14 protein-coding genes are annotated in these 14,586 nt (G+C 71.0%); 8 read left to right on the plus strand and 6 right to left on the minus strand.

Features of this window, described 5'->3' with window-relative positions; all coding sequences use genetic code 11:
• Positions 1 to 13: 13 nt before the first annotated feature.
• From AB0H78_RS36775 to AB0H78_RS36790, 4 genes are read right to left on the minus strand one after another with little or no spacing between them, the layout of a single operon-like run.
• Positions 14 to 865 (minus strand): hypothetical protein, encoded by an 852-nt coding sequence (locus AB0H78_RS36775; protein WP_363239163.1) that lies wholly within the window; start codon positions 863 to 865, stop codon positions 14 to 16.
• Between the two features lie 24 nt (positions 866 to 889).
• A complete protein-coding gene (locus AB0H78_RS36780; protein WP_363239164.1) occupies positions 890 to 1,651 on the minus strand; it encodes an ABC transporter permease in 762 nt (253 codons plus the stop codon).
• The gene (locus AB0H78_RS36785; protein WP_363239165.1) at positions 1,648 to 3,054 is read right to left on the minus strand and encodes a hypothetical protein; all 1,407 of its coding nucleotides are present in this window, start codon (positions 3,052 to 3,054) and stop codon (positions 1,648 to 1,650) included. Before AB0H78_RS36785 ends, AB0H78_RS36780 begins: the two co-directional genes overlap by 4 nt.
• Positions 3,051 to 3,998, minus strand: a complete 948-nt coding sequence (locus AB0H78_RS36790; RefSeq protein ID WP_363239166.1) for an ABC transporter ATP-binding protein — start codon at positions 3,996 to 3,998, stop codon at positions 3,051 to 3,053. The genes AB0H78_RS36785 and AB0H78_RS36790 overlap by 4 nt, the downstream gene beginning before the upstream one ends.
• Before the next feature lie 118 nt (positions 3,999 to 4,116).
• On the opposite strand from AB0H78_RS36790, the gene AB0H78_RS36795 reads away from it, so the two are divergent.
• From AB0H78_RS36795 to glmM, 6 genes are all read left to right on the plus strand, one after another.
• Positions 4,117 to 5,283: a histidine kinase gene (locus AB0H78_RS36795; protein ID WP_363239167.1), complete on the plus strand. Its 1,167-nt coding sequence runs from the start codon at positions 4,117 to 4,119 to the stop codon at positions 5,281 to 5,283.
• Positions 5,280 to 5,948, plus strand: a complete 669-nt coding sequence (locus tag AB0H78_RS36800) for a response regulator transcription factor (protein WP_363239168.1) — start codon at positions 5,280 to 5,282, stop codon at positions 5,946 to 5,948. Before AB0H78_RS36795 ends, AB0H78_RS36800 begins: the two co-directional genes overlap by 4 nt.
• A gap of 43 nt (positions 5,949 to 5,991) precedes the next feature.
• Complete coding sequence (locus AB0H78_RS36805) at positions 5,992 to 7,614, plus strand: ATP-binding cassette domain-containing protein (RefSeq protein ID WP_363239169.1); 1,623 nt, start codon at positions 5,992 to 5,994, stop codon at positions 7,612 to 7,614.
• A gap of 373 nt (positions 7,615 to 7,987) precedes the next feature.
• Entirely contained in the window at positions 7,988 to 8,431 is a 444-nt protein-coding gene (rplM, locus tag AB0H78_RS36810; protein ID WP_363239170.1) for a 50S ribosomal protein L13, read from the plus strand.
• Between the two features lie 44 nt (positions 8,432 to 8,475).
• Positions 8,476 to 9,003 carry a 30S ribosomal protein S9 gene (rpsI, locus tag AB0H78_RS36815; RefSeq protein WP_363239171.1) on the plus strand — a complete coding sequence of 176 codons (528 nt, stop codon included), beginning with the start codon at positions 8,476 to 8,478 and terminating at the stop codon, positions 9,001 to 9,003.
• A 142-nt stretch (positions 9,004 to 9,145) separates the two neighbouring features.
• On the plus strand, positions 9,146 to 10,504 hold the full coding sequence (gene glmM / locus AB0H78_RS36820) for a phosphoglucosamine mutase (protein ID WP_363239172.1): 1,359 nt from the start codon (positions 9,146 to 9,148) through the stop codon (positions 10,502 to 10,504).
• On the opposite strand, the gene AB0H78_RS36825 is transcribed toward glmM, so the two are convergent.
• Positions 10,501 to 11,463, minus strand: a complete 963-nt coding sequence (locus AB0H78_RS36825) for a DUF389 domain-containing protein (protein WP_363239173.1) — start codon at positions 11,461 to 11,463, stop codon at positions 10,501 to 10,503. The genes glmM and AB0H78_RS36825 overlap by 4 nt on opposite strands.
• Before the next feature lie 27 nt (positions 11,464 to 11,490).
• Positions 11,491 to 12,483 carry a type I pantothenate kinase gene (coaA, locus tag AB0H78_RS36830; protein ID WP_363239174.1) on the minus strand — a complete coding sequence of 331 codons (993 nt, stop codon included), beginning with the start codon at positions 12,481 to 12,483 and terminating at the stop codon, positions 11,491 to 11,493.
• A 134-nt stretch (positions 12,484 to 12,617) separates the two neighbouring features.
• Between coaA and AB0H78_RS36835 the strand changes: the two genes are divergently transcribed.
• Complete coding sequence (locus tag AB0H78_RS36835; protein ID WP_363239175.1) at positions 12,618 to 12,986, plus strand: holo-ACP synthase; 369 nt, start codon at positions 12,618 to 12,620, stop codon at positions 12,984 to 12,986.
• Between the two features lie 4 nt (positions 12,987 to 12,990).
• Positions 12,991 to 14,445: an NAD(P)H-hydrate dehydratase gene (locus AB0H78_RS36840; protein ID WP_363239176.1), complete on the plus strand. Its 1,455-nt coding sequence runs from the start codon at positions 12,991 to 12,993 to the stop codon at positions 14,443 to 14,445.
• The last annotated feature ends 141 nt before the right edge of the window (positions 14,446 to 14,586 follow it).

The following is a 14,586-nucleotide window of genomic DNA, read 5'->3' on the forward strand; positions in this document are numbered from 1 at the left end:
CCCCCGGAGACCTCTATGCGGTGGGGGCCGAGGCCGCGGCCGACGCCTGGGCGCGGCCACGGGCGTAGATCTGGTTGAAGACGAAGGTGCCGAGGTCGTCGCTGGCCTGGAAGACCGGCTTGTCCTGCATCGTCACCTTCTTGCCGTTGGTGTAGCCGGCCTGGGTGAAGTAGGCATAGCGGCCCACGGAGTTGGCGCGGCGCAGGCAGACCGTGGCGTGGCAGAAGTCGGCGACGCCGGCGCCGGGGAGCGGCGCGATGGCCGCGCCCTTGGAGGCCTGGGACTTCGCCTTCAGGGCGGATGCCTCGGTGTCGAAGACCGCTACGCCGACCGTGATCGCGACGCCGTTCCTGACGTAGGTCGCGCGGATGACCTGGCGGCAGCCGTTGTTCTTGAGCGCTGCGCCCAGCGTGCCCTGGGCGACCGATGCGCAGTTGGTGGTGCGGTTCGTCGCGCCCTTGGTGTACGGGCGGTTGATCATCGTCAGCCGCTTGCCCGGGAAGAGGGTGTCGGCGCTCAGCGGCGCCTTGTCCCGCTTGGAGCTGTTGATGAAGTCCTTGGGGTTCAGGACCGGCTTGGGCGCCACCGAGGAGAACGTCGGCGCGGGTCCGTCGCTCTCGGCGGGGAGGGTCGCGGGGGCGGGCAGCTGACTGGCGTTCTTGTCGCTCGACGTGGAGTTCTTGTTCGAGGAGACCACCGCCGTCGCCACGATCCCGGCGATCGCGGCGGTGGCCAGCACGCCACCGCCGATGAACAGCAGTTTCCTTCGGCGACCGCGCGCCTCGGACTCCTCGGCCAGTGCCGCCCAGTCCGGTGTCTGTGTGTCCCCCGGGCCCCAGGAGGGCCCCCCTTGCCCAATGCTCATGGTGCGCATCTTAGACCGAGAGGTTTACGCGTCGCGGCGCCGTAGCAGCGTCCATCCGACGGCGAGGGCCGCGGCGGCGTAGGCGGCCAGTACGGCCAGGCCCGTCCAGGGGGCGAGCGGGGCGGTACCCTCGCCCGTGGTGGTCTGGACGGCGAGGCCCGCCGTCATGGGGGAGAGCTTCTGCACCAGGTGCAGGGTGTGCGTCGACATCTTGATCATCTGGGTGGCCAGGTACGGGCCGTACAGGAGCGCGAGGACCACGCCGGTGGCCGCTGCCTGGTGGCGTACGACCAGGGCGACGCCCGTGCTCAGCAGCGCCACCAGCAGCAGGTAGAGGACCGTGCCGAGCACGGCTCGCTGCAACGAGCTGTCGGAGAGCGGGAGTTGCGCCGTGCCGTGCTGGGCCCTGCGGCCCGCCAGGAGGGCGCCCAGGACCCCTGGGAGGGCCGCCAGGAGCACAGCGGCGGTCACCGTGAGGGCTTTGCCCGTGAAGACCGTCGTCCGGCGGGGACTCGCGGCCAGCGTGGTGAGGATGACGCGCGGGTGGTACTCCGAGGTGACCACCGCCACCGCGATCGCCACGGCCGCCAGCTGTGCGAAGTAGACCCCTGAAAGGGCGAGGGCGGTGGGGTCGGGGTGCGTCTCCTCCGGGCGGGTGCCCGTCGCGATCAGGGCGGTGAGGCCCGTCATCACGGCGGGCAGTGCGAGGAGCGTCCAGAGGTGGGAAGGGACGGTGCGCAGCTTCGTCCACTCGCCGTGCACGGCGCGGTGCAGGGCGGGGCTCATGCGTCGCGCCGGGCGAGCCGCCAGTGTGCGGCGCCGAGTGCGGCGGCCGCGTACGCGCACAGGACCGCGAAGCCCGCCCACGGGCCGATCGACGTCTCGGTGAGTGTCCTGGTCTGGGTGAGGGCGAGACCGGCGATGGGGGTGGCGCGCTCGACCCAGGTGCTGACCGGGACCGAGGTGGAGTGGGCGACCATCGGGATCACGACGAGCACGACGAAGACGGTGATCACCGCGGGAACCGTACGGCGGAACAGTGCACCGACTCCCAGGCAGAACAGGGTCAGTACGGCGAGGAAGGCCGCGCCGCCGAGCACCGCGCGCAGGGTTGTCGGGTCGGTGAGGGAGGCGATGGGGAAGATGGGCGGGCTGTAGCCGTTCTTGCGCATGATCGGCTGGGCGATGAGGAACGCGGCGATGGTGGTCGGCGCGGCCACGGCGAAGACCGTGCCGGCCAGGATCGTCGACTTGGCGGCGAGGACGCGGCCGCGCTGCGCGCTGGCGGTGAAAGTGGTGCGGATGGTGCGCGTCTTGTACTCGGAGGTCATGGAGAGCACGCCGAGTGCGAGCACGGTGATCAGGCTGAGCTGGAGGCCGTCCAGGGACTGGTGGACCGTGTCGGCCTTGGAGAGGTCGGCGCCCACATTGCCGATGCCGAAGTGGCCGAGGTCGCCGCTGCCCGTGAGGGTGATGGCGGAGGCGGTCTGCTGGAGGGTGCCGGGCGGCGTGCGGTCGTTTCCGGCCGGGCCGGAGACGCGGGGCGCGACGATGTCGGTGTGGGTCAGCGTGGCGGCGGGCGCGAAGTGGTCGAAGACCGCGCGGCCGACGGTGAGGGTGGAATGGGCCGTCACGGCGCCGGGGCTCACCTGCTCGGCGGTGCTGATGGTCGACGAGGTCACGAAGAGGCCGGCCTCGGTACGGGCGGGCAGGCCGGGGACGGCGAGGGTGCCGATGGTGTGCCAGCTCTGGCCGTCGGCGGATTCGTAACCCGTGACCTTCTGTCCTGTGCGGGTCAGGCGGAGCCAACGGCCTTGTCCGGAGGGGACCTTGGCGGTCAGTTCCTTGGCGCCGTTCGCCTGCATGCGGACGCCGTGGCCCGGGGTGAGCATCACGGAGGCCGACGACGAGCCGTTGGTCGTGCCGTCCTTCAGCATCAGACCCGCCTTGGCCCAGGAGGACTTGGAGGTGAGGGACGCGAGGTGGACGGTGAGGGTGGTGTCGCCGGTGAGCGGGGCGTGGGCGAAGCTGAATTCGTCGCGGTTCAGCGGGCCCTCGTAACTGGTCACGGAGCCCTTCGCGGTGGCGACGGTGAGCAGCAGGGTGGCGGCGACCAGGGCGACCAGCGCGAATGCGGTGGAGCGTACGGAGCGGAACTTGGTCCACTCGGCGCGCAGGGCGCGGATCACGATGCCTCCTGGGCGGCGGGCGCGGCGGACGTGGCGGTGAACTCCGTGGCGCCACGGGTCAGTTCCATGTACGCCTCCTCCAGGGACGCCCGGTGCGCGGAGATCTCCGAGAAGGGGATACGGGCCTCGGACAGCAGCGCCACCACACGCTCGGCGGGCAGATCGGTGACGGTCAGTGTTCCCGGCGCGTTGGCGGAGACCGTGGCGCCTTCGCGGGCCAGTACCGTCATGGCCTCGGGGAGCCGGTCGGTGCGCAGCGTGACGCGGTCGCCGGAGGTGGTGTCGAGGAGCTGCTGTACGTCGGTGTCGGCGAGCAGCCGGCCACGGCCGATGACGATCAGATGCTCCGCCGTGTCCTGGAGCTCGCTCATGAGGTGGCTGGAGATCAGGACCGTACGGCCCTCTCCTGCCAGGGACTTGAGGAATGCGCGGATCCACTGGATGCCCTCGGGGTCGAGTCCGTTGACCGGCTCGTCGAGGATCAGGACCTGCGGGTCGCCGAGGAGCGCCGCCGCGATGCCCAGGCGCTGGCGCATGCCGAGCGAGAAGCCGCCCGCGCGCTTCTTCGCCACGGCGGTCAGGCCGACCTGATCGAGGACCTCGGCGACGCGGCGGGCCGGTATGCCGTTGTAGTGCGCCATCCACAGGAGGTGGTCGCGGGCCCGGCGGCCCGGGTGGACCGCCTCGGCGTCGAGGAGCGCGCCGACGACCGTGAGGGGGTCGCGGAGAGTCGCGTACGGGCGGCCGCCGATCAGGGCCCGCCCGCTGTCGGGGGCGTCGAGGCCCAGGATCATGCGGAGCGTCGTGGACTTGCCGGCTCCGTTGGGGCCGACGAAGCCGGTGACCTTGCCGGGGGCGACGGTGAAGGTCAGGTCGTCGACGGCGGTGGTCGGACCGTAACGCTTGCGCAGGGCGCTGACTTCGATTGCTGTGTCGGGTGACATGCCTACGAAGGTAGGGAGCGGGCGGGGTGCGGCCATCCCGTCAGGGTGGCGTCTTGGGCGGGGGCGGCTCCCCCGCGAGGGGGAGGACAGATCGGGAGCGCCCGCCCACAATGTGTCCGTGACCTGGACGAGTGCGGTGTGGAAGAAGGCGGCGGGAGCGCCCGATCTGCCGCTCGTGGCTGCCGCGGTGCTGTGCTTCGCCGCGGTGATCGAGGGGGCCGCGCCCGCGGCGAGCCTGCCGGTGGACCTGTTCTCGGCGCTGGTGCTCGCCGTCTGCTCGACGGCGCCGGTCGCTCTCGTACGCGGCCACCTGCGGATCTCCGCAGCCGTGGTCTGCGCCTCGGTGTTGCTCGCGGTGCCTGCCGTCGGGCAGCCGGCCTGGTCGGGGGCGGTCGCGATGGTGGTGGTCCTTGCGCAGGTGGGGGTGCGCTGTTCCACGCGTACGGCGGTCGGCTTCGCCGCTCCCTTTGTCGCGTACGCGCTGTGGGCGGGCGGCCGGGGCCTGCCGGTCGGGCTGCTCTGCGCGGCGGTGGCGGCGCTGGCTGCGGGCAGCTGGCGGCGGGCCGGGCGGGAGGCGCGGCGGCGTACGGCGGCGGACTGGGCGTATGCGGACACGGTTTTGGAACATGCAGCGCGGGGTGAACGCGCCCGTATCGCGCGGGAGTTGCACGACATCGTCGCGCATCACATCTCGACGCTCTCGGTGCAGGCCGAGACCGCCAGGCTCACCACACGCGGGCTGCCGCCCGAGGGGGCGGCGCGTTTCCTCGCCATCGGGGAGACGGCACGGCTCGCGCTGACCGAGATGCGGCGGCTGCTCGGCGTGCTGCGCGAGGACGTGCCGCCTGCGGCGGACACGGTGGCCCAGCGGGCCCCGCAGCCCGGGCTGCACCAGCTGGTCGCGCTCGTCGACGAGGCGCGGGCGACGGCGGGCGGGGCGGTGCGGCTGACCGTACGGGGGCAGGTGGTGGCGCTCGACCCGGGCGTCGAACTCACCGCGTACCGGATCGTGCAGGAGGCGCTGACCAATGCGCGGCGGCATGCGCCGGGGGTGGGAGTGGATGTGGAGCTGGTCTATGGGGAGGGTGAGTTGAGGGTGTCTGTGCGGGACTGCGGGCCGGGTGCGGGCGCGGGTGCGGGTTCGGGGGAGGGGGCGGGTGGCCACGGCCTGGTCGGGATGCGGGAGCGTGCCGCGATGGCCGGGGGCACGCTGCGTACGGGGGCCGGGCCCGCGGGCGGCTTCGTCGTGGAGGCCGTGCTGCCGGCGCGGGAGGCCGTGCGGTGACCGCGAATGGGGCCACGCGGATTGTCGTCGTCGACGACCAGGACGTCGTGCGCGCCGGGTTCGGGGCGCTGCTGGACACGCAGGACGACTTCGAGGTCGTCGGCAGTGCGTCCGACGGCGCGGCCGCGGTGCGCGTCTGCCGTGAGGTGCGGCCCGACATCGTGCTCATGGACGTACGGATGCCGGAGATGGACGGCATCGAGGCGACCCGGCGGATCGTGGCGGAGCGGGCGGACACCCGCATCGTCATGCTGACGACCTTCGATCTCGACGAGCACGTGTACGACGCGCTGGCCGCGGGGGCCAGCGGTTTCCTGCTCAAGGACATGGTCGCCGAGCGGCTCTTCGAGGCGGTGCGGGTGGTCGCGGCGGGCGAGGCGCTGCTCGCGCCGACGGTCACGCGCCGGCTCATCGGGGAGTTCGTACGGCTTCGGCCGCGCGGCGGCGGCGTACCTCTGGAGGCGCTCACTCCGCGCGAGCGCGAGGTCCTCGTGCTGATCGCGGAGGGGCTCTCCAATCCGGAGATCGCGGGGCGGCTCGTGGTCAGCGGGGAGACCGTGAAGTCCCATGTGAGCCGGGTGCTGACGAAGCTGGGGGTGCGCGACCGGGCGCAGGCGGTGGTGGCGGCGTACGAATCCGGGCTGGTCGTCCCGCGCTCGCCATAAAGCGGTTGCCGCCGGTCGGGCGGTGTGGGCGACAATTCGAAGCATGGGACATCTAGAGGCTGGTCATCTTGAGTACTACTTGCCGGACGGGCGGGTGCTGCTCGGTGACGCCTCGTTCCGGGTCGGCGAAGGCGCCGTCGTGGCGCTGGTGGGCGCCAACGGCGCCGGGAAGACGACGCTGCTGCGGATCATCTCCGGGGAGCTGAAGCCGCACGGCGGCAGTGTTTCGGTGAGCGGCGGGCTCGGCGTGATGTCGCAGTTCGTGGGGTCGGTGCGCGACGAGCGGACCGTGCGCGACCTGCTGGTCTCGGTGGCGCAGCCGCGTATCAGGGAGGCGGCGGCCGCAGTCGACGCCGCCGAGCACCTGATCATGACCGTCGACGACGAGGCCGCGCAGATGAAGTACGCGCAGGCGCTCAGCGACTGGGCTGAGGCGCACGGGTACGAGGCGGAGACCGTCTGGGACATGTGCACGATGGCCGCGCTGGGCATCCCGTACGACACGGCGCAGTTCCGTGAGGTGCGGACGCTCAGTGGGGGTGAGCAGAAGCGGTTGGTGCTTGAGGCGCTGCTGCGGGGGCCTGATGAGGTGCTGCTGCTCGACGAGCCGGACAACTATCTGGACGTGCCGGGCAAGCGGTGGCTGGAGGAGCGGCTGCGGGAGACCCGGAAGACCGTTCTCTTCGTCTCGCACGACCGGGAGCTGCTCTCGCGGGCCGCGGAGAAGATCATCAGCCTTGAGCCGGGTCCGGCCGGCACGGATGTGTGGGTGCACGGCGCGGGCTTCGGGACGTACCACGAGGCGCGGCGCGAGCGCTTCGCGCGCTTCGAGGAGCTGAAGCGGCGCTGGGACGAGGAGCATGCGCGGCTGAAGGCGCTGGTGCTGCGGCTGCGCAACCAGGCGGCGATCAGCCCGGACATGGCCTCCAGGTACCACGCGATGCAGACGCGCTTCAAGAAGTTCGAGGACGCGGGGCCGCCGCCGGAGCCGCCGCGCGAGCAGGACATCAAGATGCGGCTGCGGGGCGGACGTACCGGGGTGCGGGCTGTGACCTGCGAGAACCTTGAGCTGGTGGGGTTGATGAAGCCCTTCTCGCTGGAGGTCTTCTACGGGGAGCGGGTGGCGGTCCTCGGCTCGAACGGCTCCGGGAAGTCGCACTTCCTGCGGCTGCTCGCGGGTGATCAGTCGGTGGCGCACACCGGGCTGTGGAAGACGGGTGCGCGGGTGGTGCCGGGGCACTTCGCGCAGACCCACGCGCATCCTGAGCTGCTGGGGAAGACGCTCGTCGACATCCTGTGGTCCGGGCATGCGAAGGACCGGGGCGCGGCGATGGGTGTGCTGCGGCGGTACGAGCTGGAGCGGCAGGGGGACCAGCCCTTCGAGAAGCTCTCGGGCGGGCAGCAGGCGCGATTCCAGATTCTGCTCCTGGAGCTGGAGGGGACGACCGCGCTGCTGCTCGACGAGCCGACGGACAACCTGGACCTGGAGTCGGCTGAGGCTCTGCAGGAGGGTCTTGAGGCGTACGACGGGACGGTGCTTGCCGTCACGCACGACCGGTGGTTCGCGAAGTCCTTCGACCGGTATCTGGTCTTCGGGTCGGACGGGGTCGTCCGGGAGACTGCTGAGCCGGTGTGGGACGAGCGGAGGGTGGAGCGGGCGCGGTAGGGGGTGGCCGCTGCGCGGGGCTGGTCCCCTGGCCCGCCCCTTCCCGAAACTGGGGCTGCGCCCCAGACCCCGTGAGCCCCCTCAAACGCCGGACGGGCTGGATTTTGCTGGTTCCGGCTTGCGTGTGCAGGTGGTGGCGGGCTTGGTCGCACGCGCGTTTTGACCCATCCGGGGGCGCGCGGGTACTCTCGGAGACTGTTATACGTATTGGCTTCGTCGTTCTCACGCGAAGGGCCCTTACGTAGGTTCCCTGGAGCAGTTACCAGTGGTTCGCATACGGGCATCGTTCCCGGCGCTGTGAGCCCCAGCTGCACTATCGCTTCAGCGGTGCCATGTGTTGGACCCCATCCACTGAAGAAGCGAAGGCTACGAAGTGCGTACGTACAGCCCCAAGCCCGGCGATGTCACTCGCCAGTGGCACATCATCGACGCTCAGGACATCGTCCTGGGCCGTCTGGCGACCACGGCAGCGAACCTCCTCCGGGGCAAGCACAAGCCGACCTATGCCCCGCACATGGACATGGGCGACTTCGTCATCATCATCAACGCCGAGAAGATCCACCTCTCCGGCAACAAGAAGACCCAGAAGATGGCGTACCGCCACTCCGGCTTCCCGGGCGGTCTCCGCTCGATGCGCTACGACGAGCTCATGGAGAAGAGCCCGGAGAAGGCCGTCGAGAAGGCCATCAAGGGCATGATCCCCAAGAACACCCTGGGGCGTCAGATGATCTCGAAGCTCAAGGTCTACTCGGGCGACCAGCACCCGCACGCTGCCCAGCAGCCGGTGCCGTACGAGATCACCCAGGTCGCGCAGTAGTTCCGGCCACCCCCTAAGACGTACAGAAAGATCTGAGGAGAATCGTGGCCGAGACCACTGTTGAGACGCCCGTCGAGGGCACCGAAGGCGAAGAGACCTTTGCCGAGGTGACCACCTTCGAGTCGGAGGTTCCCGTCGAGGGCGAGTACACCAGCGAGTCCCTCGCGGGCCGCTTCGGTGACCCGCAGCCCGCCGCCGGCCTTGGCCGTCGCAAGAACGCCATCGCCCGCGTCCGGATCGTTCCGGGCACCGGCAAGTGGAAGATCAACGGGCGTACGCTCGAGGACTACTTCCCGAACAAGGTCCACCAGCAGGAAGTCAACGAGCCCTTCAAGGTGCTCGAGCTCGACAACCGCTACGACGTCATCGCCCGCATCTCGGGTGGCGGCGTCTCCGGTCAGGCCGGTGCGCTCCGTCTCGGTGTCGCCCGTTCCCTGAACGAGGCCGACGTGGACAACAACCGCGCCATCCTGAAGAAGGCCGGCTTCCTCTCCCGCGACGACCGTGCGGTCGAGCGCAAGAAGGCCGGTCTCAAGAAGGCCCGCAAGGCCCCGCAGTACAGCAAGCGCTAATCACCGCCTGCTCGACTGTTTGTTCGTTCGCCCCGGCGGCACTCTTCGTGCCGCCGGGGCGTTCGTTTATCGGTGCCTCGGGCGTATAACGGCAAGAGGCGCTCAGAAGCTTGCTTTTTCGGAGCATTTTCGGAGGACATCAGTGGGACGACTCTTCGGCACGGACGGTGTACGTGGTGTCGCCAACGCGGATCTGACAGCCGAGCTCGCGCTCGGTCTCTCGGTCGCAGCGGCGCATGTACTCGCCGAGGCAGGGACTTTCGCGGGCCACCGGCCCACCGCGGTGGTGGGGCGCGACCCGCGTGCATCGGGTGAGTTCCTGGAGGCGGCCGTCGTCGCCGGTCTCGCGAGTGCGGGCGTCGACGTGCTGAAGGTCGGGGTGCTGCCGACCCCTGCGGTGGCGTATCTCACGGGTGCGCTCGGCGCCGATCTGGGTGTGATGCTCTCCGCGAGCCACAACGCCATGCCGGACAACGGTGTCAAGTTCTTCGCCCGGGGCGGGCAGAAGCTCGCCGACGAGCTGGAAGACGCCATCGAGACGGTCTACGAGCAGCACCGCAGCGGGGAGCCGTGGGAGCGGCCGACGGGCGGCGGTGTCGGCCGCGTCCGGAGCTACGACCAGGGCCTCGACCAGTACGTCGCCCACCTGCTCGGGGTGCTGCCGAACCGCCTCGAAGGGCTGAAGGTCGTACTCGACGAGGCGCACGGCGCCGCTTCCCGGGTCTCGCCCGAGGCGTTCACGCGGGCCGGCGCCGAGATCATCACCATCGGTGCCTCGCCCGACGGGCTCAACATCAACGACGGGTGCGGCTCGACCCACCTGGGGCTGCTGAAGGCCGCCGTCGTCGAGCACGGCGCCGACCTCGGCATCGCGCACGACGGCGACGCGGACCGCTGCCTGGCCGTCGACGGCACGGGCGCCGAGGTCGACGGGGACCAGATCCTCGCCGTGCTCGCGCTCGCCATGCGCGAGGCGGGCACGCTGCGCGGGAACGCCGTGGTCGGCACCGTCATGTCCAACCTCGGCTTCAAGATCGCCATGGAGCGGGAGGGCATCGAGCTCGTCCAGACGGCGGTCGGCGACCGGTACGTACTGGAGTCGATGAAGGAGCACGGTTACGCGCTCGGCGGCGAGCAGTCCGGGCATGTGATCGTCCTGGACCATGCCACCACCGGTGACGGCACGCTGACCGGGCTGATGCTGGCCGCGCGCATGGCGGCCACGGGCCGGTCCCTGGCCGACCTCGCGGGCGTCATGGAGCGGCTGCCGCAGGTGCTGGTGAACGTCCCCGACGTGGACAAGTCGCGGGTCGCCACCTCCCCCGAGCTGACCGCTGCCGTGGTCGACGCGGAGCGCGAACTCGGGTCGACCGGGCGGGTGCTGCTGCGCTCCTCGGGCACCGAGCCGCTGGTACGCGTCATGGTCGAGGCCGCCGACATCGACCAGGCGCGATCGGTGGCCGGGCGCCTCGCCGATGTGGTCAAGTCCGCGCTGGGCTAGGACTTCTGGGCCCGCTGGGCCTTTTGATCGCGGGCACGCTTGCGGGTGCTCGCCCAGAGCCACTTCTGGGCGAGCAGCGTGAGCGTGCCGGCGACCACGATGCCCAGCAGATTGAGCAGAAGCTGCTCCGTCGAGCCTCTGGTCTGGCCGAGGTCGCCGTAACTCAGGGCCACCGCCGCGTTCGCCGCCGCGGGGACCGTGGTCACCGAGATGGCCACACCCACCAGGGCGCCCGACTTGGCCGAGGTGAGCGAGAGCGTGCCGGCCGCGCCCGCCAGGACCGCCACCACGAACGAGAACCAGTCGGGGGCGAAGACGAAGCCCGTGTTGGGCCGGTCCGCGTGCAGTTGCGTCTCCGAGAACAGATTCACCGCGCTCATGAACCAGCTGAAGCCGACGGTGATCGCCATCGCCGCCGCGAAGCCGACGACCAGGGCCGTCAGCGAGCGCCACGCCAGGCGCGGGGCGCGCTGGACGAGGGCCGTGCAGAAGCCCGCGAGCGGACCGAACTCCGGACCCACGGCCATCGCGCCCACGATCAGGATCGCGTTGTCGAGGACCACACCGCAGGCCGCGATCATCGTGGCGATCGTCAGGAACGCGATGTAGGTGATGGTGAGCGTCGACTCCTCGCCCGTCGATTCGCTGAGGTGCTCCCACAGGACCGCGTCCGCGCCTTCGCCCGGGGCGTCCTGCTCGGCCTTGTCGGCGCGGGTGGAGAGGGAGAGGTCGATGTTCTCGACCGAGATGGAGCCGGTCTCCGGGATCCCCAACTCCTTGAGCTGGGCGAGGAGTTCGTCCGCCGCCTCGCGCGCCACGTCGCACAGGACCAGGTCGCCCGCGGGGGTGCGGGCGGCCCCGGGCAGCACCGCGAGGTGCGTGGTGCCGACCGTGGACTCGATCGCGCCGACCACCTCGTCGGTGCGATCGGCCGGGACGATCAGGCGGAGGTGCAGCACGGTTTCGTACCCCTTGTGCTTGAGGTGTCAGAGCTTGCGGAGGGAGATGCGCTGGACCTTGTGGTCCGGGCCCTTGCGTACGACGAGATTCGCACGTCCGCGGGTCGGAGCCACATTTTCGATGAGATTGGGCTTGTTGACGGTCCGCCAGGTGGTGCGGGCGTAGTCGAGTGCCTCCTCCTCGGAGACCTGGGTGTACTTGCGGAAGTACGAGAAGGGGTTCTGGAACGCCGTCTCGCGGAGCTTGCGGAAGCGGTTGAGGTACCAGGTCTCGATGTCGTCCGGGCGGGCGTCGACGTAGACCGAGAAGTCGAAGTAGTCGGCGAGGGCGACGCGGGTTCTGCCGTCGCTGCCGGGGAGCGCCGGCTGCAGCACGTTGAGGCCCTCGACGATGAGGATGTCGGGGCGGCGGACGGTGAGGCGCTCGCCCGGCACGATGTCGTAGATCAGGTGGGAGTAGACGGGCGCCGACACCTCGTCCTTGCCCGCCTTGATGTCGGCCACGAAGCGGGTGAGGGCGCGGCGGTCGTACGACTCGGGGAAGCCCTTGCGGGCGACCAGGCCGCGCTTCTTCAGCTCGGCGAGGGGGTAGAGGAAGCCGTCGGTGGTGACCCGCTCCACGCGCGGGTGCTCGGGCCAGCGGGCGAGCATCGCCTGGAGGAGGCGGGCGACCGTGGACTTGCCGACCGCCACCGAGCCCGCGACCCCTATGACGAAGGGCGTGCCGTGCTGGGTGCCGTGGCCGTTGCCCGCGTCGCCCAGGAAGGTGTTCAGGGAGCCGCGCAAGGAGTCGGAGGACTGCACGTAGAGATTGAGGAGGCGCGAGAGCGGCAGGTAGATGTCGCGGACCTCGTCGAGGTCGATGACATCGCCCAGCCCGCGCAGGCGCTCCAGCTCCTCGGCGGTGAGCGGGAGCGGGGTCTTTTCGCGCAGGGCGCTCCACTCGCTGCGGGTGAGGTCCAGGTAGGGCGACGGCTCGGCCCTGCGGTGGGAGCTGCTCCGTGGCGGCGAAGTGATCACTTGGCCATTGTCGGGGGTGCGGGGCGATTGTGGGGGGTGGGGTCGGTCACGTGGGTGGATGGCGGCGATGGTTCGGTGGCGGGCCGCCGTAATGTGCCGGGCATGAGCGGAGTCGTAGTAGTGGGGTGTGCGCGGTGATCATCGGGGTCGGGATCGACGTGGCGGAGATCGCCCGGTTCGGGGCGGCGTTGGAGCGTACGCCTCAGATGGCTCAACGGCTTTTCGTGGAGGGGGAGTTGACGCTTGAGAGCGGGGAGCGGCGGGGGATCGCCTCGCTGGCTGCCCGGTTCGCGGCGAAAGAGGCCTTGGCCAAGGCTCTGGGTGCGCCCGGGGATCTGCTGTGGACCGATGCCGAGGTGTGGGTCGAGGAGAGCGGACAGCCCCGGCTGCGGGTGAAGGGGACCGTCGCCGCGCGGGCCGCTGAGCTGGGCGTGCGGGGGTGGCACGTGTCCCTCAGCCATGACGCGGGGGTGGCGTCGGCCGTGGTGATCGCCGAGGGTTGATGCCATGAGGCGTGCCTATGGCGTGGAACAGGTAAGGGCGGCTGAGGCCGCGGCGATGGCGCGGGGGCCCGAAGGGGCTCTGATGCAGCGCGCTGCGGCCGGGCTGGCCGCAGCGTGTGCTGATGTGCTGGGACGCGTCTACGGATCTCGCGTCGTCCTGCTCGTGGGGAGCGGGGCCAACGGGGGCGACGCGCTGTACGCGGGGGCGCGGCTGGCTCGGCGCGGGGCGGGGGTCTGTGCCGTACTGCTCGACGAGAAGCGGGCTCACGAGGGCGGGCTTGCCGCGCTGCGGGCCGCGGGTGGGTCGGCGGTGGGCGCTTCGGGGGCCGCGGGTGTCCTCGCGCGGGCGCAGCTCGTGGTGGACGGGATCACCGGGATCGGGGGGCGCGGTGGGCTTCGGGAGGATGCGGCCGGGGTCGTCGCCCTGGTCGCCGAGTCCCGGGCTTTTGTTGTCGCTGTCGATCTGCCCAGTGGAGTCGAGGCGGACAGCGGTGAGGTGCGGGGTGATGCCGTGCGCGCCGATGCGACCGTGACGTTCGGGGCCTACAAGGTGGGGCTGCTTGTCGATCCTGCGCGGGAGTACGCGGGGGCGCTGCGGCTTGTCGACATCGGGCTCGAGTGGGAGGCCGAATCGGCTGAGGTCGAGGCTCTGCAGCATGCGGATGTCGCCGAGTTGCTCCCTGTGCCGGGGGCCGAGAGCGACAAGTACCGGCGGGGTGTCGTGGGGGTCGTCGCCGGGTCCGCGCAGTATCCGGGGGCCGCTGTGCTGGCCGTTGCCGGCGCGTTGCGGGGCGGGGCCGGGGCTGTGCGCTATGTGGGGCGGGGGAGTGCGGGGGACGCGGTGATCGCCCGGTTCCCCGAGGTGCTCGTCTCCTCGAGGGCCGTGGGGGACGCCGGGCGGGTGCAGGCCTGGGTCGTCGGGCCGGGGATCGGGGACGGGGCAGCGGATGTCGTGGGGGAGGTGCTCGCTTCCGATGTGCCGGTGCTCGTCGACGCGGACGGGTTGCGGGGACTGGACGCGGGGGTTGTACGGGGCCGGAGCGCGGAGACTCTGCTGACTCCGCATGCGGGGGAGGCGGCTCTGCTGCTGGGGGTCGAGCGGGAGGTGGTGGAGGGGGCCCGGCTCGAGTCCGTACGGGAGTTGGCCCAGCGGTACGGGGCGACTGTGCTGCTCAAGGGATCGACCACGCTGGTGGCTTCGCCGGAGGGAGCGGGGGGCGCGGTTCCGGTGCGGGTGAATCCGACGGGGACCGCCTGGCTCGCCACGGCGGGGAGCGGGGACGTGCTGTCCGGGGTGGCGGGGGCGCTGCTCGCGGGCGGGCTGGGTGCGCGGGATGCGGGGGCTGTGGGGGCCTATCTGCACGGGGTGGCGGGGCGGCGGGCCTCGGAGGGGGCGCCCGCTTCTGCTTGGGGCGTGGCGGAGGAGTTGGCGGGGGCCTGGCGGGACGTGTGCGGGTGAACCTGGGGTTGCCGGGGTTGCCGGGGTTGCGGGGCTTGTCCCCTGCCCCTTCTACCGGGCCTCCGCCAAGGACCCCCTCGACATCGCGCTCCGCCGCCGCTTCGGCTACACGGGCGGCGAGCTCACGGCGTACGAGGACGA

This window comes from Streptomyces sp. NPDC050738, from assembly GCF_040654175.1.
Taxonomy (GTDB): Bacteria; Actinomycetota; Actinomycetes; order Streptomycetales; family Streptomycetaceae; genus Streptomyces.

Excerpts from the sequence above, each read along its gene's own strand:
- AB0H78_RS36790 (WP_363239166.1), bottom strand. The coding sequence starts at position 3,998 with ATGTCACCCGACACAGCAATCGAAGTCAGCGCCCTGCGCAAGCGTTAC.
- AB0H78_RS36840 (WP_363239176.1), top strand. The coding sequence starts at position 12,991 with ATGAGGCGTGCCTATGGCGTGGAACAGGTAAGGGCGGCTGAGGCCGCG.
- AB0H78_RS36775 (WP_363239163.1), bottom strand. The coding sequence starts at position 865 with ATGAGCATTGGGCAAGGGGGGCCCTCCTGGGGCCCGGGGGACACACAG.
- AB0H78_RS36805 (WP_363239169.1), top strand. The coding sequence starts at position 5,992 with ATGGGACATCTAGAGGCTGGTCATCTTGAGTACTACTTGCCGGACGGG.
- AB0H78_RS36780 (WP_363239164.1), bottom strand. The coding sequence starts at position 1,651 with ATGAGCCCCGCCCTGCACCGCGCCGTGCACGGCGAGTGGACGAAGCTG.